We start from the raw sequence: 26,201 nt of genomic DNA, 5'->3' as shown, positions 1-26,201 counted from the left end.
CACTTTATCAGCCCGGATCCGATAGGGCTGGCGGGCGGTCTGAACCTGTATGCGTATGCGCCAGATCCGGTTAACTGGGCGGATCCGTGGGGGTTGAAGTGCATTGAAACCGAAGAACCAATTCTTGGTTTACATGGACAGCTAAAGAATGACTCTCGACCAGGACAATCGCATCACCTTAACCAGGATGCTGCATATAGAGATATAATCCCAACGAATAGTGGTGCTGCGATAAAACTTGAGGGCAATGCTTTTACTGAGCCAGGAACTTCACATTATGAAGCACATAAATCGCTTGAGGTATTTTGGAATCAGTATAGGCGCGGTGGATTGAAACAGGGGCAACTACCTACGAACTTACAGTATACTCGGGCGTTAAAAACATCACTTGAAGCTGCGGGTTTACCTTCTTCACAAGTGAATGTAGCTGTGCGATATAGCATACAAAACAGATTGAATCATGGCGCACTAGGCGGGATGAATGTTCCAAGAATTCCCGGTCGAATAAATCAGGTGAAACTATGAATATTGAAAAGAAAAGCTTAGATAGAATAAGGAATATAAATTGGTTTTCTTCAGTTGGTGAGCCAGTTCATATTCTGGATGGTTTACTTATCTCAGATCCCATAATGGCTGCACATGAGCTATCTCAACCAAGCTGGGAAGATACTACACTGGAAGCATCTAACTCCATATCGTCATATATTTCAATGAAATATCCTTCCATATTCCAGGGGTGGAACAATGTAGCGAAGGAAGCTAAACATTTTTTTGATAGCGAGGTTTCTTTAAATATTCCAAAGCTGGATGGGTTTGATGGCGAATTGGTAATTCAGTGCATTGGTTGGGACGTCGTACATTATTTTATTGAGGATTTTTATAAAGATAAAATCAGTGGGGGGTTGTTTTTTAATCGGCTTATTTCTATTTATGAGACAGGGCATTTACCGTGTGGATTTGATGGAGAATGGCCTCTAGGTAGGGTTATGATTTATTAAATCATAGTACACAACACATAAGTACTACAGATTTAGTAAACCCAATAGCACTACAATCTGTTTCGGTACTACGACGCGGACAGCATACACTTTATCAGCCCGGATCCGATAGGGCTGGCGGACGGCTGAGCCTGTATACGTATGCGCCCGATCCGGCTCACTGGATCGACCCTCTGGGACTGAGTAGATGCAAACCGGGTGTTGCTTCTGGCAAAGGCAGTAACATGGAAGGGAAGTGGCTCAGAGGGAATCATGGCAATGCTTATCTTTTCCCATCCTCCGTTGCTGATAAATTACATGGTCGCCAGTTCAAATCATTTGATGACTTCCGGGAAAATGTGTGGAGAGAAGTAGGAAATGATCCACATTTATCTCAGCAATTTAGTCCTTCCAATTTGAGTCGAATGAAAAGCGGTAAAGCGCCAATCGCTCATAACTCTCAATGGAATGGAAAGAATAAATCTTATGTACTTCACCATCGAACACCTATCCAACATGGTGGGGGTGTTTATGATGTTGATAACATTATTATTACTACGCCAAGATATCATCTGGACGTACTAGATCGCGCTTACCATTTTTGAGGTGATATATGCTGAGAAAAGAACTTATTGAGCTAATTGAAAAAATACAACGTAGCGAAGGTACTGAAGAAGAAGCGGATAATGATATTGATGTTCTATGCAACAGTGTTTCAGATCCCCAGGCAGCTAATTATATCTTCCAGGAAGACCTAAGTGCTGAAGAAATAGCGGATAGAATACTGGATTATAAGCCCATTCAGTTATAACAAAAAGCCGGAAGCGATCTTAACGGTCCTTCCTGTCTTTTCTCTTTAGCTGCCCGTCGGCAGGATCATGCAGCTACATGCTCTGTTAGAGCTACTGGAATGCAGCGCCAAATGAGCGGATCGAACGGGAGCACCGTACCTTGTACTCCCATCCTTCCACATTCCTCGTCGTATCACATACCTGCATGGCCATTGTGCCCTGCTGTCGCCGGGACGGTGAACTCCACCGTTTTACTGTCGAGTGGCTTGTGGATGGCATTGGCAAGAATCAGCGTCACTTTATGCTTACCGGGCGTCAGTCCAACCAGAATAATCGGTTCGCCGCTGGTGTCAGCCCAGTGCCACGGATTGTCATCAACGATGACATGCAGGTGGCCGATGCGTGGTGTCACTTTCAACGCATCAGGACCAAATACCGGCTCGATGCGCAGGTTTTCGGTGCGGTACTGAATAAAAACGGCACCTTTGCTTAACGGGCCGGGCAAGGGCGGATCGACAATCAGTTTAGCCGGAGGCTGAGGCTGTTCCAATGGGGCAACCGCAGCGGGACCGAGTACATCGGCGGCGCTTAACTGGCTGAGGTCGGCTGACCACGCGGCGAAGGTGCTGAGAGAGAGCAAGCTGATGAGCAGGGATTTGTACATGGTCTGGCTCCAGAGTGGTTTGGGTCTGGAGCTATCTCATCAGCTTGATGTATCTGGTATTTGTCTGGCGGTCGCATTTTTGCATCATGCTGTATCTGCCAGCGGCAAGATACAGACAGGTACAAACCCTAGCGGACTGGCGGGGTAAACCAGGCGGATTTAAAGTCAAACCAGCCCAGAGTATTCATTCTTACGCCGCGCATACTGCGCTCTCCTTCCAGCCGCAGCCAGTGGTGAAACAGTGGGTGCAGATAGTTATTTTCCACCAACGTTTTGCTCCACTCTGCCAGTGGCAATTGCTGATGATGCCAGCGCGTCAGGTCGGTTTCCCAGTCGATGGGCAGGCAGTGGCGCAGCAGCGGCAGTTCATACAGCTGGGCAAAGACGGAATATTCCAGCGGCAGGGTAAAGTTAACGCTGCCGAGCCAGATATCGCTTTCTGCTTCTCCCGCGTGCCACTCTTCATAGCTAATTTCTCGAACCTGAAGGCGAACGCCATGCTGTGCTAGCAGCGGGCGCAGCGCGTCAGCAATGCCCTGATGTTCAACATGGTGGCTGTACCAGGTCAGCGTCAGGCTATCCAGCCCAACAGGCTTGCTGACCTCCGCCAGATCGCGCCGATGATGCCAGCGTGGCAACAGTCCCCAGGCGGGGAACCAGTAACGTTGATAGCCAATACCGGCGTGGTTAAGCATTGAAACCGGGTTGAGCAGATAGCTAATCCAGCGGCGGATAGCCGGATCGCGCCCGACCAACGAACGCTGGTCGAACAGCAGAAAATAGCAGCCCTCTTCGAGTCGGCTCTCCTCTGATTTTTCACTCTGACTTGCCCCTTCCAACTTTACGCTAGAATAGACCAGCTCATCACTGATTTCAGGCAGCACCCAAAAGCTCACGTCATCAATCAGCGCCCGGTAGCCAAAATAGTCGTCAAATGCCTGAATTTTCAGATGGCTGCGCTGGTTGCTGCTGATGCGATAGGGGCCAGTGCCAATCGGTTCACGGGCAAAATGGCGCTGATCCTGCCACTCTTGCGGCAAGATCATCGCACTGCTGCTGGCCAGCAACCAGGGGAGCCAGGCATCAGGTTCACTTAGCGTGATATCCAGCGTCCAGGCGGCGGGGGAGTGGATGTGACGAATATGCTGAAACAGCGGCTGCGCCTGCGCACGCGTCAGGCTGCTGATAACATCGGCCATATCCAGTTCGCGACCATGGTGAAAACGGATCGCCGGGCGTAAATAAAAGCGCCATTCCAGCGGCGAAAGTTGCTGCCAGTGATGGGCAATATCTGGCTCAATTTCCCCCTTTTCCTCATTTACCTGGGTCAGCGAGCTGAAGATTTGCCGCGCCAGATGGGTTTCAGAGCGGCGCAGTGGGGTACCCGGCAGCAGGTTGAGCATCGGGCGATAGTAAAGAATGCGCAAAATATGTTTGCCCTGGCGAAAGCTACGACCAAGGTGGGCCGCGATCATTTGTCGCACCTGCTCTTTATCGCCAACCAGTTTGACCAACTGATCGATGCGATCCTGCTCCAGTAGATCTTCCGCTCTCTGGTTCTGCAACGCCAGCCCGGTGTAATGGAAGCTCAGTAGCGAACGTTTACCACGACCCGCTTCGGCTTGCCAGGTGAGCCAGCCCGCTTGCTGCATGCTGTTAAGCAGATTACGCATATGGCGGCGCGAACAGTGCAACAGCAGGGCTAAATCGCTGAGTGTGGTTTCCTGAGCTTGTCCATTGCAGCTTTGCCACAGGCGAATAAATTGCTGCTTCAGGCGTGACGAAGGCATAAAAGAGGAACTCCATGTAAATAATTCTCAGTTTTATTTACCCTATATCTGCGGCACACTCAACGCCACCCGCAGTGTGGGTATTCCGGGAGAGGCCCGTCTGGCGCATTTTTCTGGTGCCAACGGTTTCTCAATGCGGGCTTTTTGATTACCCTGAGGACCCCTATCGGCGGGTTCATGTTTTCCATTTAAGGGACTATTCATGCGTGTGTTACGCGGTATCAATCCGCTCTATCTTGCCTTTATGTTGGTATCTTTCGTCAGCGGCGTGGCCGGGGCTTTACAGGCACCGACGCTGAGTCTGTATTTAACGCGTGAAGTCGCGGTTCCCCCTTTCTGGGTCGGCCTGTTTTTTACCGTTAGCGCGGTGGCGGGCATTGTCGTCAGCATGCTGGTGGCAAAGCGCTCTGACAGCATGAAAGACCGACGCAAACTGATTTTGTTTTGCTGCGCGATGGCGGTCGCCAATGCGCTGGTGTTTGCGTTTTCACGTCACTACCTGACCTTAATCACCCTCGGTGTATTGCTCACCTCTCTGGCGAGCGTGGCGATGCCGCAAATTTTTGCTTTGGCGCGCGAGTACTCTGACCGTGAAGCCAAAGAGGCGGTGATGTTCAGTTCCGTAATGCGTGCACAGCTGTCGCTTGCATGGGTTATTGGGCCGCCGCTCTCCTTTATGCTGGCACTGAATTATGGCTTTGTGACGCTCTATTTGGTGGTGGGCGTGATGTTCTTACTTACCATGTTGCTGGTTGGCTTCACGCTCCCTTCGATTACGCGTGAACCGGGGCTGATGCAAAGCGGCGGGATGCCCGTCAGCGGCTGGCGCAACCGTGATGTGCGTTTACTGTTTATTGCTTCGGTGATTATGTGGACCTGCAACACCATGTATATCATTGATATGCCGCTGTATATCAGCTCAACGCTGCAACTGCCGGAGAAGCTGGCAGGCGTGTTGATGGGACTGGCTGCGGGCCTGGAAATTCCGGTGATGCTGTTGGCGGGCTACCTGGCAAAGCGTATCGGCAAACGCAATCTGGTGCTGATCGCATTGGCGGCGGCGGTGCTGTTTTACATCGGCATGGTGTCATTGACGTCACGTAACGCACTGCTCTATTTGCAGCTGTTTAATGCGGTGTTTATCGGCATTATTGCCGGGATTGGGATGCTGTGGTTTCAGGATCTTATGCCGGGCCGGCCTGGTGCGGCGACCACCATGTTCACTAACTCTATCTCCACCGGGATGATTCTAGCCGGGGTGATTCAGGGCGTATTGAGCGAACAGTACGGCCATGTTTCGGTGTACTGGTTGGCGCTAGTGATGGCGGTAGTGGCATTTGCGCTTTCGACGCGGGTGCGCAACGCGTAACGGATGTTGCGATGATCCTCTCCCCGGAAAGGGGAGAGGATCGGATGGCTCAGCGGAAAAATGCGGGCTGATGTTGCTCGTATTGGGCAATAGCCTCTTCGTGCTGCAAGGTCAGGCCGATACTGTCCAGCCCGTTTAACATGCAGTGGCGATGGAAGCTGTTAATCTCAAATGGGTAGGTCTTATCCCCGGCAATGATCGCCTGAGCTTCGAGATCCACCGTAAAACTCACGCCGGGTTCGGCGGCGGCAAGTTTAAACAACTCATCCACTTGAGCTTCACTCAAACGCACGGGTAACAGTTGGTTATTGAAACTGTTGTTATAGAAGATGTCGCCAAAGCTCGGGGCAATGACGGTATGGAAACCGTAATCGGTCAGTGCCCAGGGCGCATGTTCGCGCGAGGAGCCACAACCAAAGTTTTCCCGCGCCAGTAAAATGCTGGCACCTTTATAGACCGGCAGATTCAGAATAAAGCTCTCGGTCGAAATGGTGCCTGCGTCATCTTCATAGCGCCAGTCGTGAAACAGATGGGTACCAAAGCCGGTACGCGTCACCTTTTGCAGAAACTGCTTCGGCAGAATCGCATCGGTATCGACGTTGGCTGCATCTAACGGCAGTACTTTGCCGGTCTGACGAACAAATTTGTTAGCCATGGTTTACGCTCCTGTCGTCAAATCACGGATGTCAGCAAAGTGACCCGTGACAGCGGCGGCTGCGGCCATTGCCGGGCTGACCAGATGCGTACGACCTCCGCGCCCCTGACGTCCTTCAAAATTGCGGTTACTGGTGGAAGCGCAACGCTCGCCGGGTTGCAGGCGATCGTTATTCATCGCCAGGCACATTGAACAGCCAGGCAAACGCCACTCGAAACCGGCATCGAGGAAAATTTTATCCAGGCCTTCGGCTTCCGCCTGCGCTTTTACCGGACCTGAACCCGGCACCACCATGGCAACCACGCCAGGCGCGACTTTACGCCCTTTCGCTACCGCAGCGGCGGCACGTAAATCTTCAATGCGCGAGTTAGTGCAGGAACCGATAAAGACTTTATCAATGCTCACTTCGGTCATTCGGATGCCGGGATGCAAATCCATATAAGCCAGCGCTTTCTCCGCCGAGGCACGCTCAATTGGATCGGTAAATGAAGCCGGATCGGGAATCGGTTGATCAACGCCCATCACCTGGCCGGGGTTGGTTCCCCAGGTTACCTGCGGCGCAATGTCGGCTGCGTTCAGCGTCACGACAGTATCGAAGACCGCATCGGGATCGGAACGCAGCGTACGCCAGTAAGCGACGGCCTGATCCCATTTCTCACCCTGTGGTGCGAACTGACGACCTTTCAGGTAGGCGAAGGTGGTGTCATCCGGTGCAATCAAACCGGCTTTTGCACCCAGCTCAATGGCCATGTTACACACGGTCATACGGCCTTCCATGCTCAGCGCTTCAATCACCGGACCACAAAATTCAACTACGTGGCCAGTACCGCCTGCCGCAGTGGTTTTGCCGACAATCGCCAGCACGATATCCTTCGCGGTAATGCCAGGTGCGGCAGTACCTGTGACTTCGATTTTCATCGATTTGGCACGCGTCTGCTTCAGCGTTTGCGTGGCTAACACGTGTTCAACTTCGGAAGTTCCGATGCCAAACGCCAGCGCACCAAAGGCTCCGTGGGTCGCAGTGTGCGAATCACCACAGACAATGGTCATGCCGGGCAGGGACAAACCTTGCTCTGGCCCCATCACGTGCACAATGCCTTGATAAGGGTGGTTCAGGTCATACAGCTCGACCCCAAAAGCGGCGCAGTTTTTGATCAGCTCTTGCATCTGAATGCGCGCCATATCACCGGATGCATTGATATCGCGCGTTTGGGTCGAGACGTTGTGGTCCATGGTCGCAAACGTTTTTGACGGTTGACGGACCGGACGTCCCTGCGCCCGCAAGCCATCAAAGGCCTGCGGGGACGTTACCTCATGGACCAGGTGGCGATCGATGTACAGCAGCGGTGTTTCTTCTGGAGCTTCGAAAACGACATGTGCATCAAATAACTTCTGGTATAAGGTCTTCATTATTTTATTTTTCCTCAGTGATGAAACGGGCAATGATGCTGCCCATTTCATCGGTACTCACTGCCGGGCCGTTGCCTGCTAAATCGCGGGTGCGGTGACCAGCTTCCAGTGCCTGAGTAATCGCGCGTTCGATGCTATCAGCAGCGGCATCGGCATTCAGGCTGTAACGCAACAGTAGGGCCAGCGAGCGAATCTGGGCAATCGGGTTGGCAATGTTCTGTCCCGCGATATCCGGTGCAGAACCGCCAGCCGGTTCATACAGGCCAAAGCCCTCTTCATTCAGGCTGGCTGATGGCAGCAGGCCCATTGAGCCGGTGATCATCGCGCACTCATCAGAGAGAATGTCACCAAACAGGTTAGAGCACAGCACCACATCAAACTGAGACGGGTCTTTAATAAACTGCATCGTAGCGTTATCGATGTACATATGGCTCAGCTGCACATCGGGATACTCTTGCGCAATTTCCGTTACGATCTGACGCCATAAAATCGAGGTTTGCAGCACATTCGCTTTATCGATAGAAGTCACAATGCCACGGCGTTTGCGGGCAGATTCAAAAGCGATGCGCGCGATGCGTTCAATCTCAAAACGGTGATACACCTCGGTATCGAAAGCACGCTCGTGTGGGCCGCTGCCTTCACGGCCTTTTGGCTGACCGAAGTAAATACCGCCGGTGAGCTCACGCACCACCAGAATGTCAAAACCACGCGCTGAAATATCGCTGCGCAGCGGTGAGAAAGATTCCAGACCTTTGTACAAAGAGGCCGGACGCAAGTTGCTGAACAGTTTGAAGTGCTTGCGCAGGGGCAGCAGAGCACCACGCTCTGGCTGCTGATCCGCAGGCAGGTGTTCCCACTTCGGGCCACCTACAGAGCCGAAGAGAATCGCGTCTGCTTGTTCGCAACCGCTGACGGTTGCTGCTGGCAACGGTTCACCATGACGATCAATGGCGATGCCGCCCGCATCATATTCGCTGGTAGTGATACGCAGGCCAAAGCGTTGACGAATAGCGTCCAGTACTTTGTGCGCCTGCGCCATAACTTCCGGGCCAATGCCGTCACCTGGAACGACCGCGATATGGAATGACTCAGACATGATTACACCGTTTCCTTTTTGTCAGCGTTAGATTTGCGTTGCAGTTCAATCTCAACTTGTTTTGCACGCCAGATATTGTTCAGGGCGTTGACCATCGCTTTCGCGGAGGACTCGACGATATCCGTCGCGAGACCTACACCGTGGAATTTACGGTTGTTGTAACCGACGACGATGTCCACCTGGCCCAGCGCATTTTCGCCGTGACCTTTAGCCGTGAGTTTGTAGTTCACCAGCTCGGCATCAAAACCAGTAATGCGGTTGATGGCCTGATAAACTGCATCGACCGGGCCGTTGCCGGTGGCCGCTTCAGATTTCGCCTCTTCACCGCAGCCCAGGTTCACTGAAGCGGTGGCGGTGATGCTGGAACCTGACTGGACGTTGAATTCGTTCAACTGGAAATACTCTGGCTCTTCATTCTGCTTGTTGATAAAGGCCAATGCTTCCAGGTCGTAGTCAAACACCTGGCCTTTCTTATCGGCCAGTTTCAGGAAGGCGTCGTACAGGGCGTCCATGCTGTATTCGGTCTCTTTGTAGCCCATTTCTTCCATGCGGTGTTTTACGGCCGCACGGCCAGAACGCGAGGTCAGATTGAGCTGGATTTTGTGCAGGCCAATCGATTCTGGCGTCAGAATCTCGTAGTTCTCGCGATTTTTCAGCACGCCATCCTGGTGAATACCGGAAGAGTGAGCGAAGGCACCAGAGCCGACAATCGCCTTGTTAGCCGGGATCGGCATGTTACAAATCTGGCTGACCAACTGGCTGGTGCGATAGATTTCCTGATGCCGGATGTTGGTATTCAGGTTGATGATCTGCTGGCGGGTTTTGATCGCCATGATCACCTCTTCCAGCGCACAGTTACCGGCACGTTCACCCAGGCCGTTGATGGTGCCTTCGACCTGGCGAGCACCGGCTAAAACACCCGCCAGCGCATTGCCGGTGGCCATACCTAAGTCGTCATGGGTATGGACGGAAAGAATCGCTTTATCGATGTTCGGCACACGCTCACGCAGCTGAGTGAAGATGTTGGCGTATTCGGCTGGCAGGTTATAACCCACGGTGTCCGGGATGTTGATGGTGGTTGCACCGGCATTGATGGCGGCTTCCACTACGCGACACAAATCATCGATTGGCGTACGACCACCATCTTCACAGGAGAACTCAACGTCATCGGTGTAGTTACGGGCACGTTTGATCGAGGCGCAGGCGCGTTCAATCACTTCCGGCAGCGTACTGCGCAGCTTAGTGGCAATATGGCCCGGAGAAGTCGCGAGGAAGGTATGAATACGGAACGCTTCCGCCACGCGCAGTGCCTCATAGGCGGCATCGATATCCTTGTCTACACAGCGAGCCAGCGCGGCCACGCGGCTGTTTTTAACGGTGCGGGCGATGGTCTGAACCGACTCGAAATCGCCTGGTGAGGAGATAGGGAAGCCCACCTCCATCACGTCTACACCCATGCGCTCAAGCGCCAGAGCAATTTGCAGTTTTTCTTTGACACTCAGGCTGGCCTGTAAAGCCTGTTCGCCATCGCGCAGAGTGGTATCGAAAATAATGACTTGCTGGCTCATGGTAATCTTCCTTATGCGTTAACTTCACCGTGCAACGAGCATAAAAAAACCCGCGCAAGGCGCGGGTTTCTTAACTTCAGCAGGTCCGAATCAGTGTTTAATTCCGCCCACAAGTCTACCGCGCAAACTAAGTGCGTTTAGTAGTAGACCTGGTAGACGAAATGAATGGAACATTGATTCGGGCCTCGTAAATTTTGTGCTGCCTATATTGGTACTGCAAACGCAGAGTGAAGTCAACCTAAAAACCAGGGTTAATTGTTTTGGCTCATAAGGAAAAAATCCTGTGTTTACCGTGCAGTACAGAGTTATGAAAATGGCACTAACACGCTTCCAGGAACAGGAAAAAATCACCGCGATAAGTTTATCTTATGTCTATGATAGTTAAGTTTTTTATAGGGATTGCTTGAGTGGTTAGCGCAAGGGTAATTGCCATGATGATAGAATAATCTCACGCCATCGGGTGATTTATCAGAATAATAACTTAAGAAATTAATCGTTTGGTAACATTGTAGTCTGAGCCTCTTCCCGATAACTTTTTGCTAATTCTTATATCACGCTAAAAATAAAATCTTTGGTAGCATTTTCTTCTGTGAATATCGCTCGACATTAGTTTAATCCGCGCTCTGTTAGTCAGGGGCGTAGTGGCTTTAAAAGTGATGTTACGCCAGGCCGCGGGTTTGCCGTTTGCCTGCTGAGTTTTCTACGGTTATGGTAATTAACCAGATCTGAAAAGATGGTCTTAGCGTAAAAATTCCCTTTATCCAGGTGGCGGAAACGATTTCTGCCACTTGAGCATAGGCATAAGTTGTTGATCTGAATTGGCTAAATAAGGTGCAACCCGTTGTCGTACGCTGGAGCAGCGTATGAAGTGGACTGCGCCTTTAAGCCGGGAGGCAAAAAATGGAGATGTTGTCAGGAGCCGAAATGCTCATCCGGTCGTTAATCGACCAGGGCGTGAAACAGGTATTCGGTTATCCCGGCGGAGCGGTGTTAGATATCTACGACGCTCTGCAAACAGTAGGTGGTATTGACCATATTTTAGTCCGTCACGAGCAGGGCGCGGTACACATGGCGGATGGCTATGCACGCGCAACCGGTGAAGTGGGCGTGGTATTGGTCACCTCAGGACCCGGTGCAACCAATGCGGTAACCGGTATTGCCACTGCCTACATGGACTCAATTCCGATGGTTGTGTTGTCGGGCCAGGTGCCTTCGTCCCTGATTGGCTACGATGCCTTCCAGGAGTGCGATATGGTCGGGATCTCCCGCCCGGTGGTCAAACACAGCTTCCTGGTGAAAAGTACCGAAGAGATCCCTACTGTACTGAAAAAAGCCTTCTGGCTGGCTTCTACTGGCCGTCCTGGCCCGGTGGTGATCGACCTGCCGAAAGACATTCTGAACCCCGCTAACAAATTGCCTTACGCCTGGCCGGAAACGGTCAGCATGCGTTCTTACAACCCTACGGTGCAGGGGCATAAAGGGCAGATTAAGCGCGCATTACAAACGCTGCTCGCCGCACATAAACCGGTGATCTATGCCGGTGGCGGGGCAATCACTTCGGCTTGCGAAGCAGAGCTGTTACAGCTGGCAGAAACCCTGAATATTCCGGTCACAACCTCGTTGATGGGCCTGGGTGTTTTCCCTGGTACACACCGTCAGTGTGTCGGCATGTTAGGGATGCACGGCACCTACGAAGCCAACATGACGATGCACAATGCCGACGTGATCTTCGGTATTGGCGTCCGTTTTGATGATCGTACGACGAATAACCTTGCCAAGTACTGCCCGAATGCGACCATCCTGCATATTGATATCGATCCGACGTCAATTTCGAAAACCGTCTCAGCAGATGTGCCGATCGTTGGCGATGCTAAGCAGGTACTGGAGCAGATGCTGGAACTGCTGGCGCAAAGCGATACCAAACAACAGTTAGATAGCCTGCGTGACTGGTGGCTGAGCATTGAAGGCTGGCGTAGCCGTCAGTGCCTAGAGTTTGATCGCACCAGCGATCAGATCAAACCTCAGGCGGTGATTGAAACCCTGTGTCGCCTGACCAAGGGCGATGCCTATGTTACTTCCGATGTCGGTCAACATCAGATGTTTGCCGCCCTGTATTACCAGTTCGACAAACCACGTCGCTGGATCAACTCCGGCGGCCTTGGCACCATGGGCTTTGGCCTGCCAGCGGCTTTGGGAGTCAAACTGGCGCTGCCAGAAGCCACCGTGGTCTGTGTGACCGGTGACGGCAGTATCCAGATGAACATCCAGGAACTGTCTACAGCGCTGCAATATGGCTTGCCGGTACTGGTATTGAGCCTGAACAACCGCGTGTTGGGCATGGTGAAGCAGTGGCAGGATATGATCTACTCCGGTCGCCATTCGCAATCTTACATGGAGTCCCTGCCGGATTTTGTACGGCTGGCAGAAGCGTATGGCCACGTCGGGATCGCGATTCAGCACCCTTCAGAGCTGGAAGCGAAGCTGGCTCAGGCACTGGAGACGGTGGCACAAGGCCGTCTGGTGTTTGTTGACGTTACCGTCGATGGCAGTGAGCACGTCTACCCGATGCATATTCGCGGTGGCGGTATGGATGAGATGTGGCTGAGCAAAACGGAGAGGACCTGATTATGCGGCGTATTTTATCAGTTCTGCTGGAGAATGAATCTGGCGCATTATCCCGCGTGGTTGGTTTGTTCTCCCAGCGTGGCTACAACATTGAGAGCCTGACCGTGGCACCGACGGATGACCCAACGCTGTCCCGGATGACCATCCAGACCGTGGGTGATGAGAAAGTGCTGGAGCAGATTGAGAAGCAGCTGCATAAGCTGGTTGATGTTCTGCGTGTGACCGAGCTGGGGCAGGGCGCTTACGTCGAGCGTGAAATCATGCTGGTGAAGCTGCAAGCCAGTGGCTATGGCCGTGAAGAGGTGAAGCGCAGCGCTGAAATCTTCCGTGGCCAAATCATTGATGTCACGCCAACGCTTTACACGGTTCAGCTTGCAGGGAGCAGCGATAAGCTCGATGCATTCCTCAACACGGTACGCGAAGTCGCAGAAATCGTTGAAGTCGCACGTTCGGGAGTGGTTGGCGTGTCACGCGGCGACCGCATCATGCGCTGACCGATCCACTATTTAAGCAGAGAATAATATCCTAACCCGGCGAATTGCCGGGTTTTTTCTTTTCTTCGCGCCAACTCACGGCATTAACAAAAGCGGTTGCTACGCGCCGTTTTCTGCTGTTAGATGTAACAAATGTAGAATTCCCTGAACCTGGCGCGGCTATTATTGCCCCCAACGGTTCAGCGTGCCTGTGGAGTTACCGTGAAACTGGATGAAATCGCGCGTCTGGCGGGTGTGTCACGCACAACGGCCAGCTATGTCATTAATGGCAAAGCGCGGCAGTATCGTGTCAGCGAAAAAACCGTCGAGAAAGTCATGGCGGTAGTGAGAGAGCATAATTACCACCCCAATGCGGTGGCGGCGGGTTTACGCGCAGGACGCACGCGATCGATCGGCTTAGTGATCCCCGACCTGGAAAACACCAGCTATACGCGTATTGCTAATTATCTTGAGCGTCAGGCACGTCAGCGTGGCTATCAGCTGCTGATCGCCTGCTCGGAAGATCAGCCAGATAATGAAATGCGCTGTGTCGAGCACCTGCTGCAGCGTCAGGTTGATGCGATCATCGTCTCGACCTCGTTACCGCCGGAACACCCGTTTTATCAGCGCTGGATTCATGACCCGCTGCCAATAGTCGCGCTTGATCGTGCGTTGGATCGCGAGCACTTCACCAGTGTGGTGGGGGCCGATCAAGACGATGCGTTTGCTTTGGCGAATGAACTGCGCCAGCAGCCGGTGAAAGATGTCTTATTCCTTGGCGCATTGCCGGAGCTTTCCGTCAGTTTCCTGCGTGAAATGGGCTTCCGTGATGCCTGGAAAGAGGATGAAAGGCCAATCAGCTACCTTTACTGCGACAGTTTTGAGCGCAGCGCAGCCGCAGCGCGGTTTGAAGAGTACCTTGAAACCCATCCGATGCCAGAAGCGCTGTTCACCACCTCGTTCGGTTTACTTCAAGGGGTAATGGATATTGCGCTAAAGCGCGAAGGGCGTCTGCCAAAAGACCTGGCGATTGCCACTTTCGGCGACCATGAGCTGCTGGATTTCCTCGAATGCCCGGTGCTGGCGGTAGGGCAGCGTCATCGCGATGTTGCTGAACGCGTTTTGGAGTTGGTATTGGCTTCTCTGGATGAACCAAAAAAACCGAAACCGGGATTAACGCGTATTCGACGTAATTTATTCCGCCGCGGTCAACTAGGCCGGAAATCCAAATGAACCACAGGGTGTAAAATTAGCGCCTGTTAAAACTTATCGCTTATGAGATAAAAAAATTGTTTCATAAGCGGTAAAAAAACGTAAATCTGCTACGCATCAACTGACAAATTAAAAAGCCCACTAAATTTCATCCGCTTAGAACACCCACTTCACCGTTTTCCCCGTGGCAACGGGTTCTGTTGGGCAAAGATTAGGAAATCCCCTAAAATGCCGCCGCCGTCGCAGAAATTGTGATAGCTGATATTCTCGCCTCGCTGCCTTAATTTTCGCCATTTTTTGGTCGTAGAGAATTTTTATTCCATTATTCATCAGGTTAATTTTACAGAAATCGTCTTCTTCTGATTCATTCCCCTTAAATGGACCTTTTGTCTTTACGGAAATAGTGATTTTCTCCTGTCGTTGCGGCTTGACAATGATTTCATCGGCTCCGTAAACTCTTTTAGTGGTAAAAAGTGGGATAAAGTGGTGAAAAAGGGCGGCTGAGGAGAGGACTGGCATGTTCCGAGGTGCGACATTAGTCAATCTCGACGGCAAAGGGCGGCTGGCGGTTCCAACACGCTATCGCGAATTGCTGATCGCTGAGTCTCAAGGTCAGATGGTTTGCACTATCGACCTTCACCAGCCATGTCTGCTGCTTTACACGCTTCCTGAATGGGAAGTTATTGAAAAAAAGTTGTCCCGCTTATCCAGCATGAATCCCGCAGAGCGTCGAGTACAACGCTTACTGCTCGGACATGCCAGTGAGTGCCAGATGGACAACGCAGGCCGTCTGTTATTAGCCAACACGCTAAGACAGCATGCAAGCCTGACAAAAGAAGTGATGCTGGTTGGGCAGTTCAATAAGTTTGAACTGTGGGATGAACAGACCTGGTATCAACAAGTCAAGGATGATATTGACGCAGAACACGCTGCTCAGGAGCCTTTATCTGAGCGCTTGCAGGATTTGTCGCTATAGCTATGCAGGAAAATTTCAAACACACCACCGTGCTGTTAGATGAAGCCGTAAACGGCCTCAATATCAGGGAAGACGGTATTTATATTGACGGCACTTTTGGCCGTGGCGGGCATTCGCGCCTGATTCTTTCGCAGTTGGGTGCCGCCGGGCAACTGATCGCCATCGATCGCGATCCCCAGGCGATTGCCGCAGCGGCTGAAATTCAGGATGCGCGGTTTTCCATTATTCATGGTCCGTTTTCCGCCCTGGCGGAGTACGTCGAAGAGCGCGGACTGACCGGTAAAATTGACGGTATTTTGCTGGACCTTGGCGTTTCATCGCCGCAGCTGGATGACGCAGAGCGCGGGTTCTCATTCATGCGCGATGGACCGTTGGACATGCGAATGGACCCAACGCGCGGACACTCCGCAGCAGAATGGTTACAGCATGCAGAAGAGGCGGATATCGCTTTTGTCCTGAAGGCCTACGGCGAAGAGCGTTTTGCTAAGCGCATCGCCAGAGCCATTGTAGAGCGTAACCGTCTGGACCCAATGACGCGTACCAAAGAGTTGGCGGACGTCATTGCAGCGGCAACGCCGGTAAAAGATAAGTTCAAGCATCCGGCAACCCGCAGTTTCCAGGCAATCAGAATCTGGATCAACAGTGAACTGGAAGAGATCGAAACCGCCCTGAAAGGCTCGCTGGCAGCGCTAGCACCTCGTGGCCGGTTATCCATCATCAGCTTCCACTCACTGGAAGACCGCCTGGTGAAGCGCTTTATGCGTGACCAGAGCCGGGGTGTTCAGGTTCCACACGGTATTCCGATGACGGAAGCACAGCTCAAAGCGCTGGGCGGCCGGGAGTTAAAAAGTTTAGGTAAGCTGGTGCCGGGGGAAATCGAAGTGGCCGATAACCCTCGTGCACGTAGTTCAGTGTTACGTATTGCGGAGAGAACGGACGCATGATCGGAAATGAGCGGCATAGCCTGCCCGGTGTGATTGGCGGAGATTTACTGCGCTTCGGCAAAATCCCGGTGCTGTTACTGCTGGCCGTTCTGGTTTCGGCGATCATGGTCGTTACTACGACGCATAAAACCCGTCTGCTCACCGCACAGCGCGAGCAGTTGGTGTTGGAGCGTGATTCACTGGACATTGAATGGCGTAACCTGATTCTCGAAGAGAATGCGTTAGGCGATCACAGTAGGGTCGAGCGTATAGCAACGGATAAATTGCATATGCAACACGTCGATCCTTCACAGGAACACATAGTGGTACAGCAATAAGGAATTCCGTAACGCAATGAACAGCGCTAGCAAAACGCTGAAGTTGAAAAAACAGGAAAACAAAGCCAGCTTTATCAGCTGGCGTTTTGCGTTGCTGTGCGGCGGAATTCTGCTCGCGCTTTGTGGCCTGCTTTCGCGCGTGGCCTGGCTGCAAGTGATCAACCCCGATCGTCTGGTCAAAGAGGGCGACTTACGCTCTCTGCGTGTGCAGGCGGTGCCTACTGCCCGTGGCATGATCAGCGATCGCGCCGGGCGTCCACTGGCGGTAAGTGTACCGGTTAATGCCGTTTGGGTTGATCCAAAAGAGCTGAATGAGCACGGTGGTGTCACGGCAGACACCCGCTGGAAAGCGCTGGCTGATGCCATCAATATGCCGCTGGATCAACTCTCCACGCGCGTTAACGCCAACCCTAAAGGTCGTTTTGTTTATCTCGCCCGCCAGATCAACCCGGCGATTGGCGAATACATCAAGAAACTCCACCTCCCCGGCGTTTATCTGCGCGAAGAATCCCGACGTTATTACCCGGCAGGCCAGGTGACTTCTCATCTGATCGGCTTCACCAACATTGATGGTCAGGGCATTGAAGGCATTGAGAAAAGCTTCGACAAATGGCTGACCGGCGCGCCAGGTGAGCGTACGGTGCGTAAAGACCGTCAGGGCCGCGTGATTGAAGATATCTCCTCGGTAGACAGCCGCGCTGCACATAACCTGACGCTGAGTATTGATGACCGACTGCAGGCGTTGGTTTACCGCGAATTAAATAACGCCGTCGCGTTTAACAAAGCAGAATCGGGCACGGCAGTGCTGGTTGACGTCAACACCGGCGAAGTGCTGGCCATGGCTAACAGCCCAGCCTATAACCCTAACAATCTTGCCAACACGCCAAAAGACGTGATGCGTAACCGCGCGATTACCGACATCTTCGAACCGGGATCGACCGTCAAGCCAATGGTTGTCATGACGGCGCTACAGCGCGGTGTGGTTAAAGAGGGCAGCGTACTGAACACCGTGCCTTACCGTATCAACGGGCACGAAATCAAAGACGTTGCGCGCTATAACGAATTGACCCTGACCGGGGTGCTACAGAAATCGAGTAACGTCGGTGTTTCACGTCTGGCGTTAGCGATGCCGTCCTCAGCGCTGGTAGAGACTTACGCGCGCTTTGGGCTGGGTAAACCAACCAATTTGGGGTTGGTCGGAGAAAGTAGTGGCATATATCCGCAAAAACAACGGTGGTCTGACATAGAGAGGGCCACCTTCTCTTTCGGCTACGGGCTAATGGTAACGCCGTTACAGTTAGCGCGTGTCTACGCAACCATCGGCAGCTATGGCATCTATCGCCCGCTGTCGATTACCAAAGTTGATCCCCCTGTTGCAGGTGAGCGCGTCTTCCCAGAGCCTCTGGTGAAGACGGTGATGCACATGATGGAAAGCGTGGCGTTGCCTGGCGGCGGCGGTATCAAAGCGGCGATCAAAGGTTATCGGATTGCGATTAAAACCGGTACGGCAAAAAAAGTCGGTCCGGATGGACGTTACGTCAATAAATACATTGCTTATACCGCAGGCGTAGCGCCTGCCAGTCACCCTCGTTTCGCGCTGGTGGTGGTCATTAACGATCCCCAGGCCGGTAAATATTATGGCGGCGCGGTTTCTGCTCCGGTGTTTGGTGCCATCATGGGCGGTGTTTTACGCACCATGAATATTGAGCCGGATGCATTACCCACTAATGAGAAGAACGATCCGGTGAATAACGGAAGTGAGGCAACAAGTGAAAGATCGTAACCTGCGCGACTTACTGGCTCCCTGGGTGCCGGACGCGCCGGCGCGTCCCCTGAGTGACATGACACTGGACAGCCGCACGGCGGCTGCTGGCGATCTTTTCGTGGCGATCGCCGGCCACCATGCTGACGGACGGCGGTTTATTCCGCAGGCGATTGCTCAGGGCGTAGCGGCAGTGATTGCCGAAGCAGAAGGCGAAGCCAGCGATGGCGATATCCGTGAAATTCACGGCGTGCCGGTGATCTACCTGGCACAACTCTCTCAGCGTCTTTCGGCGTTGGCCGGGCGTTTTTACCAACAGCCCGCAGAGAAAATGCAGCTGATTGGTGTCACTGGCACCAACGGAAAAACCACGACCACCCAGCTGCTGGCCCAATGGGCACAACTGCTCGGGGTGACCAGTGGTGTCATGGGAACCACCGGCAACGGTCTGTTAGGGCACCTGGTGGCGACGGAAAATACCACCGGTTCAGCGGTGGATGTTCAGCATGTGTTGCAAGACTTAGCGCAACAGGGTGCTGCGCTGACCGCGATGGAAGTCTCTTCACATGGCCTGGTACAGCATCGTGTTGCGGCGCTGCCTTTTGCTGCTGCGGTGTTCACCAACCTGAGTCGCGATCATCTCGATTACCACGGTGATATGCAGAGCTACGAAGCCGCTAAATGGCAGCTGTTCTCTGAGCATCAGGTCGGCGAAATGATCCTGAATGCGGATGATGAAGTCGGACGTCGCTGGCTGGCACAGTTACCGGATGCGGTAGCCGTGACGATGGAAAATAACCTGCAATCGGGTTGCCATGGCCGCTGGTTAAAAGCCACGGACGTTGATTACCACGACAATGGCGCGCGGATTCGTTTCAGCTCCAGCTGGGGCGAAGGCGAAATTGAGAGCCGCCTGATGGGCGCATTTAACGTCAGCAACTTACTGCTGGCGTTAGCCACCTTGCTGGCGCTGGATTATCCGCTGGCTGAATTGCTTCAGGTTGCGGGCCAATTGCAACCGGTCTGTGGCCGAATGGAAGTGTTTAACGCGCCGCATAAACCCACCGTAGTGGTGGATTATGCCCATACGCCTGATGCCCTGGAAAAAGCCTTGCTGGCGGCTCGCCTGCACTGTAGCGGGAAATTGTGGTGTGTGTTTGGCTGCGGTGGCGACCGTGATAAAGGCAAACGGCCTCTGATGGGCGCGATTGCTGAACAGTTTGCTGATGTGGTGGTGATCACCGATGACAACCCACGCAGTGAAGAACCTAAAGCAATTGTGGCGGATATCCTCACCGGTTTACTCGATCCCGGTAAAGCCCACGTGGTGCTGGGACGCGCGCAGGCCGTGACTAATGCCGTGATGCAGGCACAGGAACAGGACATTGTGTTGGTTGCGGGTAAAGGTCACGAGGACTATCAGATCATCGGCCAGAAACGTTTTGACTACTCTGACCGCACCACAGTGGCTGCATTGTTGGGGGTGATTGCATGATTTCTATCACGCTCGATACCCTGGCTCAAATCACCAGCGGTGAGCTTTTAGGCGACAATGGTAGCTTGCAGGATGTGACGACGGATACACGCAAAGTGACGGCGGGTAGTCTGTTTGTCGCTTTGATTGGCGAGCGTTTTGACGCGCATGATTTCGTCAACGATGCGATTGCTAACGGCGCTCAGGCGCTGTTGGTCAGCCGTCGCCTTGACGTCAACGTGCCGCAGGTAGTGGTAGCTGATACCCGCATCGCGTTTGGTAAGCTGGCTGGCTGGGTTCGCCAGCAGTCGAAAGCGCGCGTTGTGGGTCTTACGGGTTCATCCGGTAAAACCTCGGTCAAAGAGATGACCGCAGCGATTCTGCGCCAGTGTGGTGAAACGCTCTACACCGCCGGAAACCTGAATAATGACTTCGGCGTGCCGATGACACTGCTGCGCCTGACGCCGCAACATCAGTATGCCGTGATTGAAATGGGTGCCAACCACCAGGGTGAAATTGCCTACACCACTGAGCTAGTGCGTCCTGAAAGTGCGTTAGTGAACAACCTGGCGGCGGCCCACCTTGAAGGGTTCGGCTCGCTGGCTGGTGTAGCAAAAGCCAAAGGTGAGATCTTCCAGGGGTTACCGGCCCAGGGCACTGCCATCCTGAATGCTGACAGCAATGACTGGCCACACTGGCAGGAGAAGCTGCATGGCAAACGCGTCTGGCGGTTCTCTCCACAGGGTGAGCACAACGATTTCTATGCCAGCCAGATCCAAATTAAAGCCGACGGCACGCATTTCATCCTGCATAGCCCGCAGGGTGAAATTGCCATTACGCTGCCGCTGCCGGGGCGACATAACATTGCCAACGCCCTCGCTGCAACAGCGCTGGCGCTCTCTGTTGATGCCCCGCTCAGTGCGGTACAGGCTGGATTAAAAACGCTACAGGCCGTTCCTGGCCGTCTTTATCCCATTCAGCTCGCAGAACACCAGTTGCTGTTAGACGACAGCTACAACGCTAACGTCGGTTCGATGACGGCGGCAGCGCAGGTGTTGGCAGAGATGCCAGGCTACCGCGTGATGGTGGTCGGGGACATGGGCGAGCTTGGCGATGAAGCAGAACAGTGCCATCGCGAAGTGGGTCTGGCAGCAAAAAATGCCGGGGTGGATCGCGTACTCAGTACCGGCCATCTCAGCCATCTCATTAGTGAAAGCAGTGGCGTTGGCGAGCATTTTGCTGACAAGCCTGCTTTAACTGAACGTTTGCGGGCACTGTTGTCCGAGCATCGGGAAATAACCGTTTTGATTAAAGGTTCACGTAGTGCCGCTATGGAGCAGGTAGTACAGAGCTTACAGGAGAAAGGAACATGTTAGTCTGGCTGGCCGAACATCTGGCTACTTTTTATACTGGCTTTAACGTCTTTTCATATCTGACGTTTCGCGCCATTGTCAGCCTGCTGACTGCTCTGTTCCTCTCGCTGTGGATGGGACCGCGTTTAATCGCCTGGTTGCAGAAATTGCAGATTGGCCAGGTCGTGCGTAACGATGGCCCAGAGTCACACTTCAGTAAGCGTGGTACGCCGACTATGGGCGGCATCATGATCCTCTCCTCCATCACGATTTCGGTGCTGATGTGGGCCTATCCTTCCAACCCGTATGTCTGGTGCGTATTAGTGGTGCTGGTCGGCTTTGGCGTGATTGGCTTCGTTGATGACTACCGTAAAGTGGTACGCAAAGATACCAAGGGACTGATTGCTCGCTGGAAATATTTCTGGATGTCAGTCATCTCCATCGGTGTGGCTTTTGCCCTGTTTGTGGCCGGTAAAGGCACTCCTGCCACGCAGTTAGTGGTTCCCTTTTTCAAAGACATCATGCCGCAGTTAGGGCTGTTCTATGTGGTGCTGGCCTACTTCGTGATTGTGGGCACCGGTAACGCGGTCAACCTGACAGATGGTCTTGATGGTTTGGCTATCATGCCGACGGTGTTTGTTTCTGCTGGTTTTGCGCTGGTGGCGTGGGCCACGGGTAACGTCAAGTTTGCCGAGTATCTGCATATTCCTTATCTGCGCCATGCCGGTGAGCTGGTGATTGTCTGCACCGCGATTGTCGGTGCTGGCTTGGGCTTCTTATGGTTCAACACCTATCCGGCTCAGGTCTTTATGGGCGATGTCGGTTCTCTGGCACTCGGTGGCGCGCTGGGAACCATTGCTGTTCTTCTGCGTCAGGAATTTTTACTGCTCATCATGGGCGGCGTATTCGTGGTTGAAACCCTGTCGGTGATCCTGCAAGTGGGGTCGTTCAAGCTGCGCGGACAACGTATTTTCCGCATGGCACCGATTCACCACCACTATGAACTGAAAGGCTGGCCGGAGCCGCGCGTTATCGTGCGCTTCTGGATTATTTCACTGATGCTGGTGCTGATTGGCCTGGCAACGCTGAAGGTGCGTTAATTATGGCTGACTATCGGGGCAGAAAAGTCGTCATCATCGGGTTAGGGGTCACGGGCCTCTCCTGTGTTGATTTCTTTTTAGCGCAGGGCGTTACGCCCCGCGTGATGGACACCCGTGTGTCGCCGCCGGGCCTGGATAAGCTTCCCGCTGAGGTTGAGCGTTGGGTGGGTGATATCAACATTGACTGGCTGCTGGCGGCGGATCTGATTATCGCCAGCCCAGGCATTGCGCTGGCGCATCCTGCACTGAGTGAAGCGGCTGACGCAGGCATTGAGATCATCGGTGATATCGAACTGTTCTGCCGGGAAGCTCAGGCCCCGATTGTCGCGATCACCGGTTCCAACGGCAAAAGCACGGTAACGACGCTGGTAGGTGAAATGGCACGTGCTGCCGGTTGGCAGGTGGGGGTCGGAGGCAATATTGGCCTGCCCGCACTGACGCTGCTGAAATCCCCGGCACAACTTTATGTCCTGGAGCTTTCCAGTTTCCAGCTTGAGACCACGCACAGCCTGAAAGCTGCCGCTGCCACAGTGCTCAACGTAACGGAAGATCATATGGATCGCTATCCGTTGGGAATGCAGCAGTACCGTGCGGCTAAACTGCGCATCTATGAAAACGCGCAGGTCTGTGTGGTCAATGCCGATGACGCTTTGACCATGCCGGTGCGCGGTGCAGACAAACGCTGTGTCAGCTTCGGTATCGATTTTGGCGACTATCACCTGAATCAGCAGCAGGGGAGTACCTGGCTGCGCGTTCAGGGTGAGAAAGTCCTGAACACCGCTGAGATGCAGTTAGTCGGTCAGCACAACTACACCAATGCGCTGGCAGCGCTGGCCTTGGCGGATGCCGTGGGCATTCCTCGCGCTTCTGGCCTCGCCGCGTTAACCCATTACAGCGGGCTGCCGCATCGCTTCCAGCTGGCTTATCAGCACAAGGGCGTGCGCTGGATTAACGACTCCAAGGCCACCAATGTGGGTAGCACCGAAGCCGCGCTTAACGGGCTTCAGGTGGCCGGAACGTTATGGCTGCTGTTGGGTGGTGATGGCAAATCCGCTGATTTCTCACCGCTGTTGCCGTATCTGCAAGGCGATAATGTGCGCCTGTTCTGCTTCGGCCGTGATGGCGACGAACTGGCTGCGCTGCGTCCTGAAGTGTCGGTACGAACCGAAACCCTACAGCAAGCTATGGAACAGATCGCCGCTCAGGTACAGAGCGGTGACATGGTGGTCTTGTCCCCCGCCTGCGCCAGCCTCGATCAGTTCCGTAATTTTGAGCAGCGTGGCGATATCTTCACGCAACTGGCGAAGGAGTTAGGCTGATGCGTATTCCTGGTTCTGCCATCGCGCTGTGGTTTGGCATTCGCCTGAAAGACTGGGTGATGGGCCCGCGCGAAAGCGAAGACGCACCAACGGTCTTGTATGACCGCACGCTGTTATGGCTGACGCTCGGCCTGGCGATTGTGGGCTTTGTCATGGTGACCTCCGCTTCGATGCCTGTCGGGCAGCGTAACTCGGGCGATCCTTTCTACTTTGCCAAACGTGATGCGTTCTATCTGGCACTGGCGACGGGGATGGCGTTAGTCACGCTGCGCGTGCCAATGGCGTTTTGGCAACGCTACGCCAATGTGATGTTAGTGGCCTCCGTTGTCATGTTGCTGATCGTACTGGTTGTGGGGAGCTCCGTTAACGGGGCATCACGCTGGATTGCCCTTGGCCCACTGCGTATTCAGCCTGCGGAACTGTCGAAACTTTCCCTGTTCTGTTACCTCGCCAGCTACCTGGTGCGAAAAGTCGATGAGGTGCGCAACAACTTCTGGGGCTTCTGTAAGCCGATGGGGGTGATGGTTATCCTCGCCGTGCTGCTGTTGGCGCAGCCAGACCTTGGCACCGTGGTGGTACTGTTTGTTACCACGCTAGCGATGCTGTTCCTGGCCGGGGCCAAACTGTGGCAGTTCCTGGCGATTATCGGGTCGGGCGTCTTTGCCGTCGTCCTGCTGATCATGGCGGAACCTTACCGTATGCGCCGCGTGACCTCCTTCTGGAACCCATGGGAAGATCCCTTCGGGAGTGGCTACCAGTTAACCCAGTCTCTGATGGCCTTTGGGCGCGGTGAATTCTGGGGGCAAGGGCTGGGTAACTCAGTACAAAAACTTGAGTATTTACCTGAAGCGCACACCGATTTTATTTTCTCAATTATTGGTGAAGAGCTGGGCTATGCCGGTGTGGTTTTAGCGCTGTTAATGGTATTCTTCGTCGCTTTTCGCGCTATGTCGATTGGCCGTCGTGCGCTGGAGCTCGATCAACGCTTTTCCGGCTTTTTAGCCTGCTCAATTGGCGTGTGGTTCAGCTTCCAGGCTCTGGTTAATGTGGGTGCGGCAGCGGGGATGTTGCCGACCAAAGGACTGACATTGCCACTGATCAGTTACGGTGGTTCCAGTCTGATCATCATGTCGACGGCGATAGTGTTTCTTCTGCGTATTGATTTTGAGACGCGCCTGGCGAAAGCGCAGGCGTTTACCCGGAGTGCCCGATGAGTGGTAAGCGACTGATGGTAATGGCCGGTGGCACCGGAGGACATGTGTTCCCTGGGCTGGCGGTTGCTCATCATTTAATGGAACAAGGCTGGCAGGTGCGGTGGCTGGGAACGGCTGACCGCATGGAAGCTGACCTGGTGCCGAAGCACGGCATTGAGATTGAATTTATTCGTATTAGCGGCTTACGTGGCAAAGGCCTGAAGGCGTTGATACAAGCACCGCTGCGCATCTTTAATGCCTGGCGTCAGGCGCGCCGCATTATGAAAAGCTGGCAGCCCGATGTGGTGTTGGGGATGGGCGGCTATGTTTCCGGGCCGGGTGGCCTGGCTGCATGGAGTTGCGGCATTCCGGTGGTATTGCATGAGCAGAACGGGATTGCCGGATTGACCAATAAATGGCTGGCAAAGATTGCCACCAAAGTTATGCAGGCGTTTCCCGGCGCATTTCCCAGCGCGGATGTCGTAGGGAACCCGGTGCGCACCGATGTATTGGCATTGCCCCTGCCCGCTGAACGTCTGGCGCACCGCACCGGCCCGGTTCGGGTACTGGTGGTCGGAGGAAGCCAGGGGGCGCGCATTCTGAACCAGACATTACCGCAAGTTGCGGCGCTAATGGGCGACAACATTACGCTCTGGCACCAGTCTGGCAAGGGCGCGCAGACAGAAGTGCAGCAGGCTTACCAGCAAGCCGGGCAGCCGCAGCATAAAGTCACCGAATTTATCGATGACATGGCTGCCGCTTATGCCTGGGCTGACGTCATTGTGTGCCGTTCTGGCGCGTTGACGGTGAGTGAAGTGGCTGCCGCAGGTTTACCGGCGATCTTCGTGCCTTTCCAGCATAAAGATCGTCAACAGTACTGGAACGCACTGCCGCTGGAAAAGGCGGGGGCGGCCCGTATTTTTGAGCAACCGCAGTTTAACGCTGAAACGGTAGCCGACACATTAAGCGGCTGGGACCGCGCAACCTTGCTGGAGATGGCGCAAAAGGCGCGGCAGGTAGCGATTCCAGACGCAACGCAGCGAGTGGCTCAGGAAGTGGTTCGCGTCGCAAAGCCTTAATCCCACCGCATGACGGTGAGTGCTGAACATCGGCACGGTAATGAATGAACAGGTA

The 26,201-nt window shown here is 53.7% G+C and carries 25 protein-coding genes and 1 pseudogene; 18 read left to right on the top strand and 8 right to left on the bottom strand.

Going from position 1 to position 26,201, the window contains the following annotated elements; translation table 11 throughout:
- The 4 genes and pseudogenes from B880_RS27110 to B880_RS0115440 form a co-directional block, all read left to right on the top strand.
- The coding region (locus tag B880_RS27110; RefSeq protein ID WP_017348346.1) for an RHS repeat-associated core domain-containing protein at positions 1-525 on the top strand (525 nt) is incomplete at its 5' end.
- A complete protein-coding gene (locus tag B880_RS0115445; RefSeq protein WP_017348345.1) occupies positions 522-998 on the top strand; it encodes a hypothetical protein in 477 nt (158 codons plus the stop codon). The genes B880_RS27110 and B880_RS0115445, both read left to right, overlap by 4 nt.
- Positions 999-1,046: 48 nt before the next feature.
- Positions 1,047-1,582, top strand: a pseudogene (locus B880_RS26125) (RHS repeat-associated core domain-containing protein); the annotation flags it as partial.
- A gap of 8 nt (positions 1,583-1,590) precedes the next feature.
- Positions 1,591-1,788 carry a hypothetical protein gene (locus tag B880_RS0115440; protein WP_017348344.1) on the top strand — a complete coding sequence of 66 codons (198 nt, stop codon included), beginning with the start codon at positions 1,591-1,593 and terminating at the stop codon, positions 1,786-1,788.
- A 173-nt stretch (positions 1,789-1,961) separates the two neighbouring features.
- Here B880_RS0115440 and B880_RS0115435 read toward each other — a convergent pair whose 3' ends face one another.
- Together B880_RS0115435 and sgrR are read right to left on the bottom strand one after the other, a co-directional pair.
- The gene (locus B880_RS0115435) at positions 1,962-2,432 is read right to left on the bottom strand and encodes a DUF6130 family protein (protein ID WP_017348343.1); all 471 of its coding nucleotides are present in this window, start codon (positions 2,430-2,432) and stop codon (positions 1,962-1,964) included.
- Between the two features lie 128 nt (positions 2,433-2,560).
- Positions 2,561-4,222, bottom strand: coding sequence for an HTH-type transcriptional regulator SgrR (sgrR, locus tag B880_RS0115430; protein WP_017348342.1), 1,662 nt, complete (start codon positions 4,220-4,222; stop codon positions 2,561-2,563).
- A gap of 202 nt (positions 4,223-4,424) precedes the next feature.
- On the opposite strand from sgrR, the gene B880_RS0115425 reads away from it, so the two are divergent.
- Positions 4,425-5,591, top strand: coding sequence for an MFS transporter (locus B880_RS0115425; protein WP_017348341.1), 1,167 nt, complete (start codon positions 4,425-4,427; stop codon positions 5,589-5,591).
- 49 nt (positions 5,592-5,640) lie between these two features.
- Here B880_RS0115425 and leuD read toward each other — a convergent pair whose 3' ends face one another.
- The 5 genes from leuD to leuL all read right to left on the bottom strand — a co-directional run bounded on the left by leuD (position 5,641) and on the right by leuL (position 10,494).
- Positions 5,641-6,246 (bottom strand): 3-isopropylmalate dehydratase small subunit, encoded by a 606-nt coding sequence (gene leuD, locus B880_RS0115420; protein WP_017348340.1) that lies wholly within the window; start codon positions 6,244-6,246, stop codon positions 5,641-5,643.
- Positions 6,247-6,249: 3 nt separating this feature from the next.
- Positions 6,250-7,656, bottom strand: coding sequence for a 3-isopropylmalate dehydratase large subunit (gene leuC, locus B880_RS0115415; protein WP_017348339.1), 1,407 nt, complete (start codon positions 7,654-7,656; stop codon positions 6,250-6,252).
- A gap of 4 nt (positions 7,657-7,660) precedes the next feature.
- Positions 7,661-8,752 (bottom strand): 3-isopropylmalate dehydrogenase, encoded by a 1,092-nt coding sequence (gene leuB / locus B880_RS0115410; RefSeq protein WP_017348338.1) that lies wholly within the window; start codon positions 8,750-8,752, stop codon positions 7,661-7,663.
- Between the two features lie 2 nt (positions 8,753-8,754).
- A complete protein-coding gene (leuA, locus tag B880_RS0115405; protein WP_017348337.1) occupies positions 8,755-10,320 on the bottom strand; it encodes a 2-isopropylmalate synthase in 1,566 nt (521 codons plus the stop codon).
- Positions 10,321-10,410: 90 nt separating this feature from the next.
- Positions 10,411-10,494, bottom strand: a complete 84-nt coding sequence (gene leuL, locus B880_RS27385; protein WP_157060568.1) for a leu operon leader peptide — start codon at positions 10,492-10,494, stop codon at positions 10,411-10,413.
- 726 nt (positions 10,495-11,220) lie between these two features.
- Between leuL and ilvI the strand changes: the two genes are divergently transcribed.
- The 3 genes from ilvI to cra all read left to right on the top strand — a co-directional run bounded on the left by ilvI (position 11,221) and on the right by cra (position 14,651).
- The gene (ilvI, locus tag B880_RS0115400) at positions 11,221-12,945 is read left to right on the top strand and encodes an acetolactate synthase 3 large subunit (RefSeq protein WP_026042690.1); all 1,725 of its coding nucleotides are present in this window, start codon (positions 11,221-11,223) and stop codon (positions 12,943-12,945) included.
- 2 nt (positions 12,946-12,947) lie between these two features.
- Complete coding sequence (gene ilvN / locus B880_RS0115395; RefSeq protein WP_026042689.1) at positions 12,948-13,439, top strand: acetolactate synthase small subunit; 492 nt, start codon at positions 12,948-12,950, stop codon at positions 13,437-13,439.
- A 201-nt stretch (positions 13,440-13,640) separates the two neighbouring features.
- Positions 13,641-14,651, top strand: a complete 1,011-nt coding sequence (cra, locus tag B880_RS0115390; protein WP_017348334.1) for a catabolite repressor/activator — start codon at positions 13,641-13,643, stop codon at positions 14,649-14,651.
- Between the two features lie 135 nt (positions 14,652-14,786).
- On the opposite strand, the gene B880_RS0115385 is transcribed toward cra, so the two are convergent.
- Positions 14,787-15,149: a hypothetical protein gene (locus B880_RS0115385; RefSeq protein ID WP_017348333.1), complete on the bottom strand. Its 363-nt coding sequence runs from the start codon at positions 15,147-15,149 to the stop codon at positions 14,787-14,789.
- Between B880_RS0115385 and mraZ the strand changes: the two genes are divergently transcribed.
- Genes mraZ through murG form a run of 10 tightly spaced genes read left to right on the top strand, consistent with a single transcriptional unit; the run spans position 15,148 to position 26,146 of the window.
- Entirely contained in the window at positions 15,148-15,606 is a 459-nt protein-coding gene (mraZ, locus tag B880_RS0115380) for a division/cell wall cluster transcriptional repressor MraZ (protein WP_017348332.1), read from the top strand. The genes B880_RS0115385 and mraZ overlap by 2 nt on opposite strands.
- Positions 15,607-15,608: 2 nt before the next feature.
- Entirely contained in the window at positions 15,609-16,550 is a 942-nt protein-coding gene (rsmH, locus tag B880_RS0115375; RefSeq protein ID WP_017348331.1) for a 16S rRNA (cytosine(1402)-N(4))-methyltransferase RsmH, read from the top strand.
- A complete protein-coding gene (gene ftsL, locus B880_RS0115370; protein ID WP_017348330.1) occupies positions 16,547-16,867 on the top strand; it encodes a cell division protein FtsL in 321 nt (106 codons plus the stop codon). Before rsmH ends, ftsL begins: the two co-directional genes overlap by 4 nt.
- A gap of 16 nt (positions 16,868-16,883) precedes the next feature.
- Entirely contained in the window at positions 16,884-18,650 is a 1,767-nt protein-coding gene (locus B880_RS0115365; RefSeq protein WP_017348329.1) for a peptidoglycan glycosyltransferase FtsI, read from the top strand.
- Positions 18,637-20,124: a UDP-N-acetylmuramoyl-L-alanyl-D-glutamate--2,6-diaminopimelate ligase gene (gene murE / locus B880_RS0115360; RefSeq protein ID WP_017348328.1), complete on the top strand. Its 1,488-nt coding sequence runs from the start codon at positions 18,637-18,639 to the stop codon at positions 20,122-20,124. The genes B880_RS0115365 and murE overlap by 14 nt, the downstream gene beginning before the upstream one ends.
- Positions 20,121-21,479, top strand: coding sequence for a UDP-N-acetylmuramoyl-tripeptide--D-alanyl-D-alanine ligase (murF, locus tag B880_RS0115355; protein WP_017348327.1), 1,359 nt, complete (start codon positions 20,121-20,123; stop codon positions 21,477-21,479). Before murE ends, murF begins: the two co-directional genes overlap by 4 nt.
- Entirely contained in the window at positions 21,473-22,555 is a 1,083-nt protein-coding gene (mraY, locus tag B880_RS0115350; protein WP_017348326.1) for a phospho-N-acetylmuramoyl-pentapeptide-transferase, read from the top strand. The genes murF and mraY overlap by 7 nt, the downstream gene beginning before the upstream one ends.
- Positions 22,556-22,557: 2 nt before the next feature.
- Positions 22,558-23,874, top strand: a complete 1,317-nt coding sequence (gene murD, locus B880_RS0115345; RefSeq protein WP_017348325.1) for a UDP-N-acetylmuramoyl-L-alanine--D-glutamate ligase — start codon at positions 22,558-22,560, stop codon at positions 23,872-23,874.
- Complete coding sequence (gene ftsW / locus B880_RS0115340) at positions 23,874-25,088, top strand: cell division protein FtsW (RefSeq protein ID WP_017348324.1); 1,215 nt, start codon at positions 23,874-23,876, stop codon at positions 25,086-25,088. The genes murD and ftsW overlap by 1 nt, the downstream gene beginning before the upstream one ends.
- Entirely contained in the window at positions 25,085-26,146 is a 1,062-nt protein-coding gene (gene murG, locus B880_RS0115335; RefSeq protein ID WP_017348323.1) for an undecaprenyldiphospho-muramoylpentapeptide beta-N-acetylglucosaminyltransferase, read from the top strand. Before ftsW ends, murG begins: the two co-directional genes overlap by 4 nt.
- Positions 26,147-26,201 lie beyond the last annotated feature (55 nt).

The sequence above is a fragment of the Pantoea sp. A4 genome, from assembly GCF_000295955.2.
GTDB classification, from domain to species: Bacteria; Pseudomonadota; Gammaproteobacteria; order Enterobacterales; family Enterobacteriaceae; genus Pantoea; species Pantoea multigeneris.
The sequence above is the reverse complement of the archived record's forward strand: the minus strand, read 5'-3'. Positions and strand labels throughout refer to the sequence as shown.